Source organism: Halomonas caseinilytica (assembly GCF_001662285.1).
Lineage (GTDB): Bacteria > Pseudomonadota > Gammaproteobacteria > Pseudomonadales > Halomonadaceae > Halomonas > Halomonas caseinilytica.
Genome location: NZ_BDEO01000001.1, coordinates 308245 through 326788 on the forward strand (window position 1 = coordinate 308245; position 18544 = coordinate 326788).

An 18544-nucleotide genomic window follows, 5' to 3' on the forward strand; every position below is an offset into this window, starting at 1 on the left:
GCTGTCTCCTGGGATCGGAATTAAGAAGGCGATTACAAGCCGCCGACACAGACGTATTTTAGTTCAGTGTATTCATCCAGACCGTGGTGCGACCCTTCGCGTCCCAGCCCGGATTCCTTGACGCCGCCGAAGGGCGCCAGCTCGGTGGACAGGAGCCCCTCGTTGACCGCCACCATGCCATATTCCAGGGCTTCCATGACACGCCAGATACGGCGATAGTCGTTGGCATAGAAGTAGGCGGCCAGGCCGAATTCCGTGGCATTGGCCATGGCGATGGCGTCCTCTTCGGTGTCGAAGCGGAACACTGGCGCCAGTGGACCGAAGGTTTCCTCGGTGGCCACGCGCATGCGCTCGTCGACCTCGCCGATCACCGTGGGCTGGAAGAAGGTGCCACCCAGCTCATGGGGCTGGCCGCCGCAGATCAGTCGGCCGCCCTTGTCGAGGGCATCGGCGATGTGCTCGCGCACCTTGTCCACGGCGGCCTCGTTGATCAACGGGCCCTGGGAGACGCCTTCCTCCAGGCCGTTGCCGACCTGGAGCTCGGCGACGCGGGTGGCCAGCTTGTCGAGGAAGGCGTCGTAGACACCGGACTGCACCAGCAGGCGATTGGTGCACACGCAGGTCTGGCCCGAGTTGCGGAACTTGGAGGCCACGGCCCCCTCCACGGCAGCATCCAGGTCGGCATCGTCGAAGACGATGAAGGGAGCATTGCCGCCGAGTTCCATGGAGGTCTTCTTGACCGTGCCGGCACATTGGGCCAGCAACTGCTTGCCCACGGCCGTGGAGCCGGTGAAGGAGACCTTGCGCACCCGCGGGTCGGTGGTGAGCACCTCACCGATCTCGGCGGGGCGGGCCGCGGTCACCACATTGATGACACCTGCGGGGATGCCGGCTTCCTCAGCCAGTTGTGCCATGGCCAGGGCGGTCAGCGGAGTCGCTTCGGCGGGCTTGATCACCACTGTGCAACCGGCGGCCAGCGCTGGGGCGCACTTGCGGGTGATCATCGCCAGGGGAAAGTTCCAGGGCGTGATGGCGGCCACGACGCCGACCGGCTCGCGCAGCACCAGAAGGCGCTTGTCGGCGCCATGGCCGGGCAAGGTCTCGCCGGCCATGCGCTTGGCCTGTTCGGCATAGAATTCGACGAAGCTGGCGCCATAGGCGACTTCGCCGCGGGATTCGGCCAGGGGTTTGCCTTGCTCGCGGGTCATCAGCCGGGCAAGGGCATCCTGATTGGCCATGATAAGGTCGAACCAGGCGCGCAGCAGGGAGGCACGTTCCTTGGCGGTCTTGCGTCGCCAGTCGCGCCAGGCCGTCTCGGCGGCAGCCACGGCCTGGCGAGCGTCCTCGGCATCGAGATCGGGAATGTTGGCCAGCGTCTCGCCGGTGGCGGGATCGGTGACGGCGAAGTGACGTTCGGCATCGCGCCACTGGCCGGCTACGTAGGCCTTGTCGATGAGCAACGGGATATCGGCGTTCATGGGAAGACTCGCTTGGATGACTATCTTGTTTGACGAGTGTGCATTATTTAAAACATCTCGCCAAGCCCCGCGTCGTCTTTCCCGAGGCGATCTTTCTGGCAGGGAAGTCGAGCATCGGCGCGACGCCCGGTTTCCGTTACACTGTGTCGCCGAATTCACAGGGGCGCGTCGTGCGTTCCCCGAACCTGACGTATGGCGAGGTGTGCCTTGGTCGATCCCTTGAATGCCTGGTGGGCCCAGCAACTGGTGTTGTGCGGTTGGGCCTTCGCGCCTGATCCTCTTGCGCTCGAGCCGGAAGTGGCGCGCTCTCGCCTGGCGAGCCTCGAGGTCGTCGACCGGGGGGAGCTTGGTTGGCGCCTGCTGGAGGCGCTGGACAGCGCTCATCCCGATCCGGCCCGGCTACTGGCTGGTCTGGAAGTGGCGGCCTTGGCTGGGGCGGCTGGGTGGTTGAGCGAGTCTCGGGCCCGGCAGTGGGGCCAACGCCTGGCCGAGGAAGTGCACGCCCACCATGTCAGCCTGGAGGATTGGCTGGCAGCGTTGCGTCGTGCGCGGAACGATGAAGGCTGGGTACACGGTGACGACGGTTTCGCCGACGCCTGCGAGGCCTTGGCCACTCTGGAGAGGGATGGCGACGGCGTGACCTGGGAAATGCTGCGTGACTGGCTGCTTGCCAATCGACAGGCATTGGCATTGTGGCCGGACGAGCCCGAAGCGCGGGTGTGGCGGCTGCGGGCCGCCTTCAGCCCGATCCTGGAAGCCTCGGCGAGCACGCTGGACTGGCAGGGTCTCGAGGCCTGGCTGGCCGAGGCCTGGCAGGTGACGGGGCGTGATGAGCTGATACGGGTGCTCTTGTGGCTGGGTGCCCAGGGCGATCGGCAGGCCTGGGATCTGGATGCCAACCGGCTGCGCGAGGCCGATGCGGAGGCGCGTCGGCGCTGGCACGCCGGTCTGGCGCCGCGCGATCGTGAGGCCGGTCGTGTCCTGCTGGAATTCGTGGAAAGGGGCGAGCCACTGGAATGGGCCGCCTGGGACTGGTTGCGGCTGATCGACCTGGCCTGGGCCGGGGCCTGCCTCGGCTGGCTGGCCGACGACGAAGCCCGGGACATCGCCTTGCACGGCGCGGATCTCATCCTGTGCCGCTACAGCGATTGGCTGGCGCTTGCCCGGGCCTATCAGCGGGGGCGGAGCCTGTTCGAGGGACGGGATCTCCTGGGCGACTTCGAGGCCGATTGGCGACTGCTCCTGCATGCCCCGGCGAGTCCCTGGAAGCCGGTCCTGCAGGAACTGATCGATGCCGACTTGCTGGACGCCGCGCGAGCGCGCATACGCGACTGGCGTCGCGACCCGCGCCATTGGATCCTGGCGCTGGCAGCGGTGCGGGAACCCGAGCTGGCGATGCGCCAGGGGGGGGCGCCGAGCCTGTCGCCGGCGCGGCGCGAAGACGCGCGAGGCTACCTGGCTGAAACCCTTGACCTGCATGCCGATGAAGGCGTGGAGGCGCTGGCCCGTTACTGGTTGCCGGCCCAGGCCCATCACCTCAATCAACTCGCGGCGGATGCAGCCCACGGCGCATTGCCGTCATCGAGAACGCCCTTCGGTCAGGTCGCGGGTGACGACCTGGCTGGGCGCGATGCCCTGGGGCGTGCCAGCCGTCATGCCGCGACCATTCACATGGCGGAGAAATTTGCGTTCCATCTGCAGATGGCCATGGACAGCGAGTGGTTCGAGCGCTCCGACCTGGCGGAACTGGCGGCGGCGCTGCAGGGCTCCTTGTGCCGCTTCTATCCCGATGCCCGCCGCCTGTTGTCGGCCTGGGCGCAGTGGGAGGCCTTGTTGCCCGAGCCCGAGCAGCCGTCCCTGACGGCGGAGATCCTCTGGCATCGTGACGATCCGGGTAGTCTTTTTCACTGGCTCGACTGGCGGGGTGGCGCGTGGCGTGAACCGGGGCCGCGCCCGGGACTCAGCCAATTCACTGCCATGGCCCTGGTCGGTCCGCTCAACAGTGCCATCTGGAGCCTGCCGCAGCCGGAGAGCGAACGCGAATGTGCTTCGATACGGGAGTGGGTGGACGGCCACTACGCCGTGAATGGTCCCGAAGGTCTGGCGGAATTCATCGATTACCTGCTGGAGGTCGGGGATCGTCAGGAGTACCAGATCAACTATGCGCCTTATACCCTCAATCCGGCGCGCCTTGCCTCGGAGATCGCGACCCTGGAAAGCGATGAATGCGGAGAGGAGGAGCGTAATCACCTGTTGCGCCTGAAGCGCGTGCGGGACAACGAGGATGGCTGCAACGATCTGGACCTGACGGCCTGGGATCTGGCCCAGGCAGTGGATCTTGCCATTGCCGGTCGGCAGCTGGACTGGCTGGGCGAGGCAGACTTCCTGTCCCGGCTGCGACGCGCCCATGCCCTGGCGGCCAGTCATTACGGGGGCTGGGAGGAGTACGCGCGAGGCCTCTATGCCGGTTTTTCCTTCTTCATGGGGGAGACCCCCGAGCGCGAGGCCTTTCTGGGCGGCTTTCGCCAGGCCCTGGCGAGCTGGCTCGCCGCCGCGCCGCCGCTGGCGGGGCCTTGGGCGAGTCTGGATTTTCCCGGTGCGCGTCCGCGCCATTGGGCGCCGATGCATGTGGATACCCTGCCGGGAGACGAGCGATTGCTGCATTGATCGTCCGTCGGCGAAAAATTGTTAAATACTGGCATGTATAAGTCGTTGTTCTTGGCTATTATGCAAAAAATGTCTATTCTGAGACGCTATAAGTCCATCCGCGCATGATCGAATCTGATCGGGCATCGGCGGTACCGAGAAAGTTGGCAATACCACAACGATGGCTTCCCGGGCGGTGAACCCGGGCCATGGGCCGATGTGCAATGCCGGATGGCCGGTTCCGGGCCGGGTCGCACGAGACTCGGCAAGCCAAGCGCACCATCAAGGGAGTCTGACAGGGTGAGGGAACAGGGATGATCAACCCGACGTCGCGTCGCCTCGTTTCCGTAGCGTTGTCGTGTGTCATGCTGGTGGGCTGTGCCGCCTCGGGAGGTTCCTCGTCGCCGGACGAGCCGGTGGACAACTACTTCGCTCGCGATCTGCCGGGGCTGCCCGAGGGGTATGATGGCCCGATGATGTCGCCGGCGGACAATCCCATCCGGCAGGCACGACAACTGGGCAATCCGCCTCCCACCCTGATCCGCCAGGCTCTGCTGGCCCAGCACGAGCGCTGGCTGGGCACGCCCTATCGATTGGGCGGTACCTCGCGTCGTGGCGTCGACTGTTCGGCGCTGGTGCAGAATATCTTTGCCGATACCTTTCGCCTCGAGATACCGCGCACCACGGCTCGCCAGATCCATGAGGGGCGTCGCGTGTCGCGTGACGAGCTGCGTCCCGGCGACCTGGTGTTCTTCCGTCCTCCCGGGGCCTATCGTCATGTGGGCATCTATGTTGGCGACGGTCGCTTCCTGCATGCCTCGACATCTCGGGGTGTCAAACTCTCCTCCCTGGATAACCCGTACTGGCAGCGCTATTACTGGCAGAGTCGGCGAGCCCTGGATACCCAGCATCTGGCGCAGCGTCTCGACAGCAGCGTGATCGCCTCCAGCGAAGGGTGAAGGCTACCTAGCGGTTGGCGACCACGAAGTCGACGAAGGCCTGTTCCGCCCGGGACAGGTAGGCGCCTTCGGCCCAGGCCAGCGACAGATCCATCCAGCTCGGTGGGTCGAAGGAGACAGCCACCAGTTCGGGTTCCTCCACGACGCGCCGCAGGAAGGTGGTGATGCCGAAGCCGCGGCGTACGATCGCCTTGGTCAATGGAATCAGGTTCGATTCGAAGGCGATGTTCGCTTCGGTGGCGCAACGCGCCGACAAGGCATCGATGAATTCGCGATGGAAGTAGCCGTCCTGGAACAGCACCAGCGGCTCGGCGAAGAACGCTTCGGGCGTCACGGCGTCGTGTTCGGCGAAGGGGTGTTCCCGAGGCACGCAGACGACCATTTCCTCTCGTGTCAGGTGGCGCCTGGCCAGGTGCCGGCTGGCACCGTCATCGATGACCACGCCCAGGTCCAGCTCGCCACTGGCGATCATGTGCTGCAAGCGTCGCGCGCCGGCTTCCACCACGGTTAGCCGGATGCCGGGATGCCGTGCCTTGAAGCCCATCAGCAAGGGCGGGAAATAATAGGATCCGAGCATCGAGGGAATGCCGATGCGGACCTCGCCCTTTACCAGGTCGTGCAGCTCGCGCATGGCAAGGTGGGTGGTTTCGGCGCGCTCTAGCAACTGGCGGGCATGGTCGACCAGTGCTTCGCCCTCTGGCGTGAGGGTAATGCGGCGCTCGTGGCGATGGAACAGGGTCAGCTCGAGACGACGCTCCAGGTTGGCAATGGATTGACTCACCGCCGACTGGGCAATGTGCAGTTCACGGGCGGCGGCCCCGAAACCGCTTTGGTCGACGACGGTCAGGAAAATCCGCAGGGCGCGAAGGTCGAAGGGCAGGTTCATAAGTCTTGGTGATGGATGCCATCAGAATATTCTGTTTGGCTTATCATGGTAACCGGATGATCATGGTCACCCAAGCCGGAGGTAGTCATGATCGTCGTTCGCAGCCGTGCCTGGTGGCGCGCGACCCTGGCCTTGTGCCTGGGATCCTTGCTGGTGTTTCTCAATCTCTATGTCCCGCAGCCGTTGCTGCCGTTGATGCGTGAGGCATATGGCATCTCGACGCTCGTTGCCAGCCTGGCGATGTCCGTCTCGACGCTGTCCCTGGCCGCGGCGCTGCTGGTCTTCGGCCCCTTGTCGGATGCCATCGGGCGTGCGGGCATCATGCGTCTGACGTTGCTGCTGGCTGGATTGCTGTCGGTGGTGCTGGCCTGCGTAGCGGCGCTTGCGCCGAACTTCGAGCTCTTGCTGGTCCTGCGTGCCGTGCAGGGGTTCGTGCTCGGTGGGCTGCCGGCGGTGGCCATCGCCTGGATGGGAGATGAGTTCGAAAAGCCTGCCCTGTTGTCGGCCGTTGGGCTGTATATCGGTGCCAATACCCTGGGAGGTATCGGCGGGCGCGTGATCGGCGGCACGGTGGCCGAGGTGGGCGGCATCTCGGCCAGTTTCCTCACGGTAGGGTGCCTGACGCTGGTCGGGGTCGTCGTGTTCTGGCGCCTGCTGCCGCCGGCACGATGCTTCCAGGCGCGCCGTTTTCGCTTGCGCGAGGCACGGGCCGGGTTGGCAGCCCATCTGCGCAATCCCATGCTGGTGGGCGCCTATCTACTGGGTGGGCTGAATTTCCTGATCTTCATCAATCAATACAGCTACATCACCTTCCGGTTGGCACAGCCTCCCTTCGAGCTGGGGGAAAAATGGCTTGGCCTGCTGTTCCTGACGTATCTCAGCGGAACCTTTGGCTCGGCCCTTTCCGGTCGTCTTTCGCGTTCGCTTTCCCAGCCTGCCTGCATGGCCTTCGGCATCCTGTTGCTGATGCTGGGCACGGCCGTGACGCTGGCCGATCGGCTGCCCTTGATCCTGGCGGGCCTGACTGTCAATGCCTTCGGTTTCTTCCTGGCCCATTCGATGGCATCGAGCTGGGTGGGGCGTCACGCAGAGCAGGACCGGGGCAGTGCCTCGGCCTTGTATCTGGTGTTCTATTACACCGGGGCGAGCCTGGGAGGCTTCTGGCTGGAGCCTTTCTGGTGGCTGGGGGAGTGGATGGGCGTGGTGCTGGGGTCTTGGCTGGTGCTGGCCGGCACTTTCGCGATCGCCTGTTGGCTGCGCCGCGGTGAACGCCGTCGGGCGGCCGTGAACGAGCCGGCCCGGGCCGGAGGCGCGGTTCAGGGAGGTGTGCTGGCTTCAGCCTCGTCGCCCCAGATTTCCTCGAGGCGCTCCGAGCGTCCGCAGGCTGACTTGTAGAACTGGTATCGCAGGGGGTTCTTGTCGTAGAAATTCTGATGGTAAGTCTCGGCCGGGTAGAAGGCTTCGAAGTCGCTGATCTCGGTGGCGACCTCACGATCGAAGCGTTCGGCCACTGCCTGTCGACTGGCCTCGGCCAGTCGCCGTTGTTCGGCATCCATCGGGAAAAGAGCGCTGTGATAGGAAGGCCCCTCGTCGCAGAATTGCCGGTCTTCGGCGAATGGATCGACATTGCGCCAGAAGACGTGCAGCAGGGTGGCATAATCCACTCGCTCGGGGTCGTATTCGACCTTGACCGCCTCGGCGTGGCCGGTGCCGCCGGCGACCACCTGGTCATAGCTGGGATTGGCCACCTCGCCGCCGCTGAAGCCCGAAGTGGTGGACACCACGCCTTCGACCTTGTCGTAGGCTTCCTCGACGCACCAGAAGCAGCCAGCCGCGAAGACGGCGTTGGCCGTATCGGTGTCGTCGGCCACGACGGGTGAGGCGAAGCCGGCGATCAGCAGCAGCGACGAGAGTCGCGACGGGATTGGCATGATGAGGTTCCTCGGGCGGGGGCATGGCAGAAAAGTCGGGTGTCTTGTGGATTCGATGCCCATATGATGTCAGGGTTCCGTACACCCCCTGTCCAGGGGGAGCCATCGTTATGTCTATCGTCCAGGGTGTCATCGGCGTGAATCCGGGCGTTCGGAGGCTATCTTGACCAACAAGCGTCGCCTGTTGCTGCTGGCGGTGATCGTCGTGGCCATCGTGGCCTTTTTCGTGAGCGGTGCCGATCAGTACCTGAGCCTGGACGTGATCAAGTCCCAGCAGGCGCGTTTTCATGCCTGGTTCGAGGCCAGGCCCGTCACCGCGGTGGGGGCTTTCTTCGCCCTCTATGTGGTCATGGCCGCACTCTCGTTGCCGGGCGCTGCGTTGCTGACGTTGCTGGGCGGTGCGCTGTTCGGCCTGGGCTGGGGACTGGTGATCATTTCCTTTGCCAGCAGCCTGGGGGCGACCCTGGCGGCATTGATCGCGCGAACCTTGGCCCGGGAGCCGCTGGAACGACGCTTTGCCCGGCAACTGGAGCGCATCAATGCCGGTATCCAGCGGGAGGGCGCCTTTTATCTCTTCACGCTGCGGCTGATTCCGTTGTTCCCGTTTTTCGTCATCAACCTGGTGATGGGGCTGACGCGCATGCGTCTGGTCACCTTCTACTGGGTCAGCCAGCTCGGCATGCTGCCCGGCACGGCGGTCTACGTGAATGCGGGCCGTGAACTCGGGGAACTGACGTCCTTGTCGGGCATCCTCTCGCCGACCTTGATCGGGGCTTTCGTGCTGATCGGTATATTCCCTTGGCTCGCCAGGATGCTGGTGTCATGCGTCGAGCGTCGCCGGCTGAATCGGCGCTTCGCTCGGCCGTCCGCTTTCGAGCAGGATATCGTGGTGATCGGCGGTGGTTCGGCGGGCCTGGTGGCGAGCTACATCGCCTCGGCTGTCGGGGCGCGGGTTGCCCTGGTCGAACGCGAGCGCATGGGTGGCGATTGCCTGCATACCGGGTGCGTGCCGTCCAAGGCCTTGATCCGGGCTGCCCGGGTGGTCGCGGAGGCGCGGGATGCGTCGCGCTATGGGGTGCGAGTCGGTGAGCCGGAAGTGGACTTCGCCGAGGTAATGGCCCATGTGCATTGGGCCGTCGAGACGGTGGCGCCGCATGACAGCCGCGAGCGCTATGAAGGCCTTGGGGTCGAGGTGGTCGAGGGCGAGGCCTGCCTCGAGGATCCCTGGCGGGTTCGGGTGGGCGAGCGGCTGATCACCACACGGCATGTCATCATCGCCACTGGTGCACGGCCTCGCATACCATCGCTGCCGGGCATCGAGCGTCTCGATGTGCTGACATCGGACAATCTCTGGTCGCTCGAGTCGCTGCCGGCTCGTCTGGTGATTCTCGGTGGCGGCCCCATCGGTTGCGAGCTTGGTCAGAGTTTCGCGCGGCTGGGCAGCCGGGTCATCCTGATCGAGAGCGGCGAGCGGCTGCTGCCGAAGGAAGATGACGAAGTGTCCGATGCGCTGGTGGCTCGATTGGTCGAGGAGGGCGTCGAGGTTCGGCTCGGGACCCTGGCGCGGCAAGTGATGGCAGAGGGGGATGGCCATGCCCTGGAGGTCGAGAGCGGTGGGCGCGTCGAGACGTTGACATTCGATCGACTGTTGGTGGCAGTGGGGCGACGCGCCGAGGTTTCCGGCCTGGGATTGGAGGCGCTGGGCGTCGAGTTGCGAGAGGATGGCACCTTGTCGGTGGACGAGACATTGCGCTCGGTCTTGCCCAATGTCTGGGCCTGCGGTGACGTGGCCGGCCCCTATCAACTGACGCATGCCAGTGCCCATCAAGCCTGGCATGCTGCGGTCAATGCCCTGTTCGGTGAGTTCCGGCGTTTTCGGGTCAGTTATCGGGCATTGCCGGCGGTGACCTTCACCGACCCTGAGGTGGCACGGGTGGGGCTCAACGAGCGCGAGGCGCAGGCACGCGGCCTGGCGCATGAGGTGACGCGCTATGGATTGGACGAACTGGATCGTGCCATCGCCGATGGACGCCGCGAAGGCTTCGTCAAGGTGCTCACGACGCCGGGCAAGGACCGCATCCTGGGCGCGACCATCGTCGGGCATGGGGCCGGCGAAATGCTGGCCGAATTCACCCTGGCGATGACGCACGGTATCGGCTTCGACAAGCTGCTCGGCACCGTGCATCCCTATCCGACCCGCTCCGAGGCAGTGAAAGCCACGGCCGGGGCCTGGAAGAACGCCCACAAGCCGGAGAGGGTGATTGCCTGGCTTGGCCGCTATTTTGCCTGGCGACGTCGCTGAGATACCCATTGCAGCAAGGAGGAAGCATGCTCGATCGCTGGACCATGCCGTTGACCCAGCCCCCCTTGCGCTGGATGGCGGAGCGCTTGGCACGTTCCGGCGTGCAGCCTGATCAGGTGACGCTGGCAGCCTTCGTGATCGGCATGCTGGCGTTGCCGCTGCTGGCGTGGGAGGCCTATCCGGCGGCCTTGGCGATGATTCTGCTCAACCGACTGGGGGATGGCCTGGATGGCGCGCTGGCGCGGCATGCCGGCAGTGCCAGCGATGCCGGCGGCTTTCTCGACATCGGTCTCGATTTCGTTTTCTATGCGGCGGTAGTGCTGGGCTTCGTGCTGGCCGATCCCGCTGTCAATGCGCTGCCTGGCGCTTTCCTGTTGTTCTCGTTCATCGGGACCGGGACGTCCTTTCTGGCCTTCGCGATCATGGCTGCTCGCCATGAACTGGAGAGACCCCGCTTCCAGCGCAAGGCTTTCTATTATCTGCATGGCCTGACCGAGGGCACCGAGACGGTGCTGGCGCTGGTGGCTTTCTGCCTGTGGCCCGGGCAATTTCCGGTGCTGGCGACCCTGTTTGCCGTGGCTTGTCTCGTCACGACCGCGACGCGACTGTGGGGCGGGTATCGGACCCTGGCGGTGTTGTCCGGGAAAGGAAGCTGATGCCGTCAGCGGGCCGGCGCCGGGAGGTCAGCAAAGGGGCACGACACGAGGATGCCAAGCAGGGAATAGAGGGAAAGGCGGAAGGGGATACAAAAAGGGAGCGACCCGTCGGTCGCTCCCGATATCGAACCATCGGCCCGGCGGGGCAAGCACTCAGTGCTCCTGGTCGCCCTCGCCATGCACATGGCCATGTTCGATTTCTTCCTGAGTGGCCTCGCGGACCTCGGCGATCTCGACGTCGAAGTTCAGCTGCTGGCCGGCCAGCGGATGGTTACCATCGACGGTGACAGTGTCGCCTTCGACCTTGGTCACGGTGACCATCAGCGGTCCACCCTGGGTCTGGGCCTGGAACTGCATGCCGGGTTCCACGTTCTCGACGCCCTGGAATGCATCCCTCGGGACTTCCTGCACCAGCTGCGGCTGCACTTCGCCGTAGCCTTCCTCCGGCTTGACCTGGGCCTGGAGCTTGTCGCCAGCGGCACGACCTTCCATTTCCTTCTCGAGGCCCGGAATGATGTTGCCGGCGCCATGGAGATAGGTCAGCGGCTCACGACCCTCTGAGCTGTCCAGCACTTCACCTGCATCGTTGGTCAGGGTGTAGTGAAACGCGACAACCGAATTTTGCGCAATCTGCATTGATGAACCTTTGGTGAGTGCATGTAAGATAGCATGGTAACGTGGGATCTCAGGTTCTGTCAGTGGCACTGGCGATTTTTCAGGTTATCGTGCGTGCGCCTGAGTCGTATTCACGTCGTGGGCCGCCGGTTGCGTGGCGTGGCGGGCGGGGATACCCTTTGGACACAGAATTTTCCCGCTCTTCCCGACCTGTTGTGGAGAACGTCATGCTCGTGACCTTGATCTGGGTGATCGCCTTCGCCGTGATCCTCTTGCTGTGCCTGAAACGCTGGGAGGCTTCCGTCAGTGGCGTTCTGGACAAGCTGCTGCCCGATATCCTGCGCAGCGAGGACGATCGCTGGGTCTGGTGCCCCGCCATTGCGGTGCTGGGTGCGACCGCGATCGTAAGCCCCGTGGACATGCTGCTGACGCTGTTGATCATTGCCCTGCTGGCCCTGGTCGGTGGCAAGCTGGTCTGCTGGGCAATGAAAAAGGTCGATTTTCACTGACGCCGCGTGATGGTTGACGAAAAAGGGCCCGCCATTGTGGCGGGCCCTTTTTCGTATGCCGCGAGGTTGGTTCAGTAGGGCGCCACGCTGACGTTGCGGCCAGTGCCGATCAGGCGTACTTGTTGACCGACCTGGAAGTTCTGATCCGCTTTCTGCACGACGACGACCTGCTCGCCGTTGTTCTTGCGAATCTCGAGCTCCATTGCATTGATCCGGTTGGAAGACTCCTCGATCTTGGTGCCGGCCACGGCACCGCCGATGGCGCCGGCTGCCGTGGCGAGCTGGCGTCCGGAACCGCCGCCGATCTGGTTGCCGAGCAGGCCGCCGATGATGGCGCCACCACCACTGCCGAGCAGGCCGCCGGCGCGGCTGTCGGCCTGGATCTGCACTGGGCGGATGGCCGTGATGGTACCCAGGGTAACCTCCTGGGCGGATTTCGCCTGGTTGCCGGAGTAGACATTGCCCGAGTAGGGCGATGTGTTGGCGCAACCGGCGAGCGTGAGGGTGCTCAGGACAAGTACGGGAAGAAGACGCTTCATGTGTGACCTCCTTGCCAAATGGCGTGCGTGACGGCGGCGTTGGCCGATAACCTGCTGTCGGGAAACGGCAAACGATGAATGGATTCGTCTCCGAGTCTATCTCGGAGGTATGAATTTGACCAGCGGCCGGCGAAGTCGTGCGTTTCGGTGGTCGGCATCTTCGTCAAGACGCCCACCCCGCCGTCGGGCCGGGATGGGCGTCTTGACGTCTTGCGATGAATGGGAAGGCGCCTTCACTCTTCCTCGTGCAGCGGTTGGGCATCGCCGGAGAGGACCTCATCCCAGGCATCGTCGAGCGAGTAGCCCACTCGATTGTCGATGGTATCGATGACCTTGACGGCGTGTTGCAGAGACTCTCGATTCCCCTTCAGGGCCAGCACCAGTTTGGCGAGGTCCTGCTTGCTGAACGTGCTGGCCATGAGGTCGGCTTGTTGGCTCAGTTCGATGCAGTTCATGTGTAACACCTCTTGATAGGGTCATCCACTGACTGGGTGGCGTCTCGAGCGAGTTCGCCATCCGTGATGACATGGTCGTGTCTTGCTACTCATGTCGGGCCGGGTAAGCGCCCGATGCTGCAGTTGCGAAATGGTCACAAGCGTGGAAGACCATCGCCTCTGGCGCCTGGATCATCAATGAAAGCGCCGTGGTTCGTAGCTCAGGGCAGAGTCGCGGATCGGGGTAACGAAACGCTGGCCTGCACTGTGCCTTGACTATGGTGCAGGACAGCAAAACCGACAATGCCTCCTTGGGGGCACTCTCGGTTGTAACTCGACTACATGGGGCCCCAAAGCCGAGCGTCGCTGTTGGTGAGTTTCACGGAGTCGCGTGAGCCGACACGAAAAAGGGGAGGCGAAAGCCTCCCCGAAGGTGTTGTCGATGGGGGTGGTCAGCCGAACTGGTTCATGGTGTTGGCCTTGCCGCCGGCCTTGAGCGCGGCTTCGCCGTGGAAGAACTCCTTGTGGTCGTCGCCGATGTTGGAACCGGCCATGTCCTGGTGCTTGACGGTGGCGATGCCCTCGCGGATCTCACGACGCTGCACGCCTGACACATAGGCCAGCATGCCTTCTTCGCCGAAGTAGCCGCGCGCCAGGTTATCGGTGGACAGGGCGGCGGTGTGATAGGTCGGCAGGGTGATGAGGTGGTGGAAGATACCCGCCTCGCGGGCAGCGTCGCGCTGGAAGTTCTGCGTCCACTCGTCGGCGAGCTGAGCCAGTGGCGTGGCATCGTACTTCTCGTTCATCAGGTCGGCGCGATCGTAGTCGCTGACGTCCTTGCCTTCGGCCTCCCAGGCGTCGAACACCTGCTGGCGGAAGTTCAGGGTCCAGTTGAAGGAGGGCGAGTTGTTGTAGACCAGCTTGGCATCCGGGCAGACCTCGCGGATGCGGTCCACCATGCCCTTGATCTGGCCGACATGGGGTTTTTCGGTCTCGATCCACAGCAGGTCGGCGCCGTTCTGCAGGCTGGTGATGCAGTCCAGCACCACGCGATCCTCGCCGGTGCCCGGCTTGAACTGATAGAGACCGGAAGCCAGGCGCTTGACCTTGACCAGCTTGCCGTCCTGCTTGATCACCACATCGCCGTTGGCGATATCGTCCGCGGAGGTGATCTCGTCACCATCGAGGTAACGGTTGTACTGATCGCCGAGGTCACCGGGTTCGCGGCTGACGGCGATCTTCTGGGTCAGTCCGGCACCCAGGGAATCGGTGCGGGCGACGATCACGCCATCTTCCACACCGAGTTCCAGGAAGGCGTAGCGCACGGCGTTGAGCTTGGCGATGAAGTCTTCGTGCGGCACGGTGACCTTGCCGTCCTGGTGGCCGCATTGCTTCTCGTCGGAGACCTGGTTCTCGATCTGCAGGCAGCAGGCACCGGCCTCGATCATCTTCTTGGCCAGCAGGTAGGTGGCCTCGGCGTTGCCGAAGCCAGCATCGATATCGGCAATGATCGGCACCACGTGGGTCTGGAAGTTGTCGATCCTGTCGAGCAGCTCCTTGCTTTTCAGTTCGTCGCCGGCCTGCCGTGCGTTATCCAGTTCCCGGAAGAGATGATTGAGTTCACGGCTATCGGCCTGGCGCAGGAAGGTGTAGAGCTCCTCGATCAATGCCGGCACGCTGGTCTTTTCGTGCATCGACTGGTCGGGAAGCGGTCCGAACTCGGAGCGCATGGCGGCGACCATCCAGCCGGAAAGGTAGAGGTAGCGCCCCTTGGTTTCACCGAAGTGCTTCTTGATGGAGATCAGCTTCTGCTGGCCGATGAAACCATGCCAGCAGCCCAGCGACTGGGTGTACTTCGAGGTGTCGGTGTCGTAGGCGGCCATGTCCTCGCGCATGATGGCGGCGGTGTAGCGTGCAATGTCCAGACCGGTCCGGAAGCGGTTCTGCAGCCGGAGACGCGCGGCGTGATCCGGGTTGATATTGTCCCACTTGCCGCACTGGGCTTCACGCTGTTGGGCCAGTGCCTGACGCTCGTCGTTGAAAGCTGCCATGAGTGATCCTCTGGTTTCGAGTTCAAGGAACTGCTGCTGAGTCACGCTTGTGCTGCAACTGCGAAATTCTGTCGCTTTTCGTGGTGATTGACGGGTGGATTTCCACGTCCAGGTCGACATATGACAAGTGATCTTGCTACGCCTCCTGACGACAAGAAGGATCGCTACGGAGGTGTTGGGTCACTTGCCTTGAGGGTCACTATGGTCCCGTATAGCGGGCTTTCACCATTGGTATTTGGGGGGAGAGAGCGTTGTAGCTCGACTACAGAACCCCTTTGAGAGGCCGGGATTCTGTAGTCATCTTTCCGCGAAGGAGGTAGAGAAGGGGAATCAGTCGTCGAGGAAAAGCGTCATGTTGCGATGCGGAATTCCGGCGTCCAGAAAGGTGTCACCATGGGCCTGGAAACCGAGTCGTTCGTAGAAGGGCAGTGCCTGAATCTGAGCGGCCAGGGCCACGCTGGTATCGCCGCGACGTTGTGCCGAGGCGATGGCGGCTTTCATCAGGGCAAGGCCGACGCCGAGCCCTCTGGCGTCCTGCAGTACGGCTACCCGGCCGATGTGTCCGTCGGGCAGCAGTCGCGCAGTGCCCAATGCCTTGCCGGTATCGTCGAGCGCCAGGAAATGCCGGCACTCAGCATCGCGGCCGTCCCATTCCTCCTCCGGTGGCACGGCCTGTTCGTCGATGAAGACACGACGCCTGATGTCACCGGCGGCCTCGCCGAATTCTTCCCAGTCACCCTCGCGAATTTGCACTGCCTGTGTCATGGCATTCATTCCTCATCGGGTTGCGCCCAGTCGAGGCTGCCGGCATCGAGCAGATGCGTCAGGACGCGCGGCGCCTCGGGGTAGTCCAGTAGACGGGCATCGAGCATCGCGGTGCCGGCCAGTTCACGGGCCAGGGCCGCGGGGCAGTCGATGCCATCGCCATCGACGAACAGAGTGGCACGCTCGTCGTCCAGGGCACGCCAGGCGAAGCGCGAACCGAGGCTGCGTTCCAGGCACTCGCCGGCTTGTAGCGCGGCGACAAGCTCGTCTTCCTCGGTGGGCGTCTCGTTGGGCACCAGCTGATCGACATACTTGGGCTGGGTCATGACACGACCGAACCATTGTGCCATCTGGGCGGGGTCGTCCAGCGTCTCGAGAATCAGGGCACGCATGCGGGCCAGCGAGGCATCGTCGAGTTGGGCGGGATCCTCGGGGGGCTCCATGCCGGCATCGGCGTAGCGATGCGAGGCGGGGAGCTGTTCGCCGAGATAGTCGGCGAAGGACGTGATCGCTTCGTCCGCCGACGGCGCACGGAAGCCGACCGAGAACGTCAGGCAGTCATCGGATTGGCTGACACCGTGATGTGCCCAGCCCGGCGGGAGGTAGAGCATGTCGCCGGGCTCCAGCACCCAGTCCTGGCCGGGTTGAACCTCAAAACGTTCGAGGATGCGCAGGTCGATGCCGGCGATGATCGGGGCATCTTCCGGCACGCGGCCGCCGAGCTGCCAGTGGCGTTGACCACTGGCCTGCAGCAGGAAGACATCGTACTGATCCACATGGGGGCCGACGCTGCCGCCCGGTGGGGCATAGCTGATCATGATGTCATCGAGCCGCCAGCGGGGCAGGAAGTCGAAGCACTCGAGCAGTTCGGCCACCTCAGGGATGTAGTGATCCACCGCCTGGACCAGCAGTGTCCAGTCACGTTCGGGAAGCCGGGCGAAGGTGGCCTCGTCAAAGGGGCCGTGGCTGACTTGCCAGGGACCTTCGGGCCCATGTTCCTCGACCAGGCGCGCCTCGACGTTGTCCTCGCAGGCCAGCCCTGCCAGTTCGTCGGGCGAGAGTGGGCTTTCGATATCGGGAAAGGCGCCACGGATCAACAGTGGTTGCTGTTGCCAGTAGTCGCGCAGAAAGTCGGTGGCGGACAGGCCGCCCAGTATCGTGAGGGGCGTATCGGTTGACATAAGGATTCTGGGGCTCGTTTGGGGTGGATAAGCAACCGGGCCATCGCGTGGAGCTGGAAGAGCGCCCGCCTTGCGGGTTTGGGCTTGAAGCTCGAAGCGCCGGGCTCCACCCGGAGCTTGAAGTCATAAGCTTGAAGCTGGAAGAAAAACCTTGACCCAATGATGGAGGGGATCACGCTGTTTTCCAGCTTCCAGCTTAAAGCTTGCGCGCCTGCTCGCTGGCGTTGCCGATGTAGGTCGCCGGCGTCAAGGCCTTGAGATCTTCCTTCACCGCGGCGGGGAGTTCCAGCGTGTCGATGAAGGCGGCAAAGCCGGCCTGGTCGATGCGCTTGCCGCGGGTCAGTTCCTTGAGTTTTTCGTAAGGCTTTTCGATGCCGTAGCGGCGCATCACCGTCTGGATCGGCTCGGCCAGGACTTCCCAGCTGGCGTCGAGGTCTTCGGCCAGGCGTGCGGCATTGGCCTCCAGCTTGCCGATACCCTTGAGCGAGGCCTGGTAGGCGATCAATCCATAGGCCAGCCCGATGCCCAGATTGCGCAGCACGGTGGAGTCGGTCAGGTCGCGCTGCCAGCGGGAGATCGGCAGCTTCTCTGCCAGGTGGCCGAGAATGGCGTTGGCGAGCCCCAGGTTGCCTTCGGAGTTCTCGAAGTCGATGGGGTTGACCTTGTGCGGCATGGTCGAGGAGCCGATCTCGCCGGCCACGGTGCTCTGCTTGAAGTAGCCCAGCGAGATGTAACCCCAGACATCTCGGTCGAAGTCGATCAGCACGGTGTTGAAGCGACACACCGCGTCGAACAGCTCGGCGATGTAATCGTGGGGCTCGATCTGGGTGGTGTAGGGATTGAAGGTCAGGCCGAGTGCCTCGACGAAGGTACGGGCGTTGGCTTCCCAGTCGATTTCCGGGTAGGTGGTCAGGTGGGCGTTGTAGTTGCCCACCGCGCCATTGATCTTGCCGAGGATTTCCACCGACTCGATCTGCTTGAGCTGACGACGCAGGCGATAGGCGACATTGGCCATTTCCTTGCCCAGGGTCGTGGGACTGGCCGTCTGCCCGTGGGTGCGCGAGAGCATCGGCTGTTCGGCGTGCTCGTCGGCCAGGCGGGCGATCTCGTCGGCGACCCGGTGCATCACCGGCAGCAGGGTGGCCAGGCCATCGGTCAGCATCACGCCGTAGGAGAGGTTGTTGATGTCCTCGCTGGTGCAGGCGAAGTGCACGAACTCAGTGATGGCATGCAGCTCGGGCGTGTCGGCGATGCGTTCCTTGATGAAGTATTCGACGGCCTTGACGTCGTGGTTGGTGGTGCGCTCGATTTCCTTGATGCGTTCGGCATCGGCCACCGAGAAGTCGCGTACCAGGGCATCCAGTACCGCGCTGGCTTCGCTTGAGAGGGCCGGCACCTCGGTGATGTCGGGATGGGCAGCGAGGCGCTGCAGCCAGCGGACTTCGACGGTGACACGGGCGCGGATCAGGCCGAACTCGCTGAAATGCTCGCGCAGGATGTCGGCCTTGCTGCCGTAACGGCCATCGACGGGAGACAGGGCGGTGAGGGCGGACAAGGGAAGAGACGTAGGCTGCATGATTCGTGTTCCGAGT

Annotated in this window: 16 protein-coding genes; 6 read left to right on the plus strand and 10 right to left on the minus strand. The window is 63.8% G+C overall.

The genetic code is table 11. The features are described 5' to 3' along the window. Nucleotides 1–32: 32 nt before the first annotated feature. Nucleotides 33–1478 (minus strand): NAD-dependent succinate-semialdehyde dehydrogenase, encoded by a 1446-nt coding sequence (locus HSDC_RS01350; RefSeq protein ID WP_064698127.1) that lies wholly within the window; start codon nt 1476–1478, stop codon nt 33–35. A 207-nt stretch (nt 1479–1685) separates the two neighbouring features. Here HSDC_RS01350 and HSDC_RS01355 point away from each other — a divergent pair, with 207 nt between their 5' ends. After that, a complete protein-coding gene (locus tag HSDC_RS01355) occupies nt 1686–4145 on the plus strand; it encodes a DUF1266 domain-containing protein (RefSeq protein ID WP_064698616.1) in 2460 nt (819 codons plus the stop codon). Nucleotides 4146–4438: 293 nt separating this feature from the next. After that, nucleotides 4439–5083, plus strand: a complete 645-nt coding sequence (locus HSDC_RS01360; RefSeq protein WP_244534398.1) for a C40 family peptidase — start codon at nt 4439–4441, stop codon at nt 5081–5083. Between the two features lie 7 nt (nt 5084–5090). Here HSDC_RS01360 and HSDC_RS01365 read toward each other — a convergent pair whose 3' ends face one another. Next, on the minus strand, nt 5091–5969 hold the full coding sequence (locus tag HSDC_RS01365; RefSeq protein WP_064698128.1) for a LysR family transcriptional regulator: 879 nt from the start codon (nt 5967–5969) through the stop codon (nt 5091–5093). Between the two features lie 87 nt (nt 5970–6056). On the opposite strand from HSDC_RS01365, the gene HSDC_RS01370 reads away from it, so the two are divergent. Then, a complete protein-coding gene (locus tag HSDC_RS01370; protein ID WP_064698129.1) occupies nt 6057–7364 on the plus strand; it encodes an MFS transporter in 1308 nt (435 codons plus the stop codon). Here HSDC_RS01370 and msrA read toward each other — a convergent pair. Next, entirely contained in the window at nt 7286–7900 is a 615-nt protein-coding gene (gene msrA / locus HSDC_RS01375) for a peptide-methionine (S)-S-oxide reductase MsrA (RefSeq protein ID WP_064698130.1), read from the minus strand. The two genes, HSDC_RS01370 and msrA, sit on opposite strands and share 79 nt — an antisense overlap. Before the next feature lie 163 nt (nt 7901–8063). On the opposite strand from msrA, the gene HSDC_RS01380 reads away from it, so the two are divergent. Both HSDC_RS01380 and HSDC_RS01385 read left to right on the plus strand, forming a co-directional pair. After that, nucleotides 8064–10202: a dihydrolipoyl dehydrogenase family protein gene (locus HSDC_RS01380; RefSeq protein WP_064698131.1), complete on the plus strand. Its 2139-nt coding sequence runs from the start codon at nt 8064–8066 to the stop codon at nt 10200–10202. A 26-nt stretch (nt 10203–10228) separates the two neighbouring features. Further along, nucleotides 10229–10858, plus strand: coding sequence for a CDP-alcohol phosphatidyltransferase family protein (locus HSDC_RS01385; protein WP_064698132.1), 630 nt, complete (start codon nt 10229–10231; stop codon nt 10856–10858). A gap of 153 nt (nt 10859–11011) precedes the next feature. Here the strand turns inward: HSDC_RS01385 and HSDC_RS01390 are convergent, their stop codons facing one another. Next, a complete protein-coding gene (locus HSDC_RS01390) occupies nt 11012–11494 on the minus strand; it encodes an FKBP-type peptidyl-prolyl cis-trans isomerase (RefSeq protein ID WP_064698133.1) in 483 nt (160 codons plus the stop codon). A gap of 206 nt (nt 11495–11700) precedes the next feature. Here HSDC_RS01390 and HSDC_RS01395 point away from each other — a divergent pair, with 206 nt between their 5' ends. Continuing rightward, nucleotides 11701–11982 (plus strand): hypothetical protein, encoded by a 282-nt coding sequence (locus HSDC_RS01395; RefSeq protein WP_064698134.1) that lies wholly within the window; start codon nt 11701–11703, stop codon nt 11980–11982. Between the two features lie 71 nt (nt 11983–12053). Here HSDC_RS01395 and HSDC_RS01400 read toward each other — a convergent pair whose 3' ends face one another. The 6 genes from HSDC_RS01400 to purB all read right to left on the minus strand — a co-directional run bounded on the left by HSDC_RS01400 (nt 12054) and on the right by purB (nt 18528). After that, a complete protein-coding gene (locus HSDC_RS01400; protein WP_064698135.1) occupies nt 12054–12521 on the minus strand; it encodes an outer membrane lipoprotein in 468 nt (155 codons plus the stop codon). 233 nt (nt 12522–12754) lie between these two features. Continuing rightward, nucleotides 12755–12976, minus strand: a complete 222-nt coding sequence (locus tag HSDC_RS01405) for a hypothetical protein (RefSeq protein ID WP_064698136.1) — start codon at nt 12974–12976, stop codon at nt 12755–12757. A 431-nt stretch (nt 12977–13407) separates the two neighbouring features. Continuing rightward, nucleotides 13408–15006, minus strand: coding sequence for an isocitrate lyase (locus tag HSDC_RS01410; RefSeq protein WP_064698137.1), 1599 nt, complete (start codon nt 15004–15006; stop codon nt 13408–13410). A 330-nt stretch (nt 15007–15336) separates the two neighbouring features. Continuing rightward, nucleotides 15337–15771, minus strand: coding sequence for a GNAT family N-acetyltransferase (locus HSDC_RS01415; protein WP_064698138.1), 435 nt, complete (start codon nt 15769–15771; stop codon nt 15337–15339). A 5-nt stretch (nt 15772–15776) separates the two neighbouring features. After that, nucleotides 15777–16952, minus strand: a complete 1176-nt coding sequence (locus tag HSDC_RS01420) for a cupin domain-containing protein (protein ID WP_064698139.1) — start codon at nt 16950–16952, stop codon at nt 15777–15779. 196 nt (nt 16953–17148) lie between these two features. Beyond that, a complete protein-coding gene (purB, locus tag HSDC_RS01425) occupies nt 17149–18528 on the minus strand; it encodes an adenylosuccinate lyase (protein WP_064698140.1) in 1380 nt (459 codons plus the stop codon). Between the last annotated feature and the right edge of the window lie 16 nt (nt 18529–18544).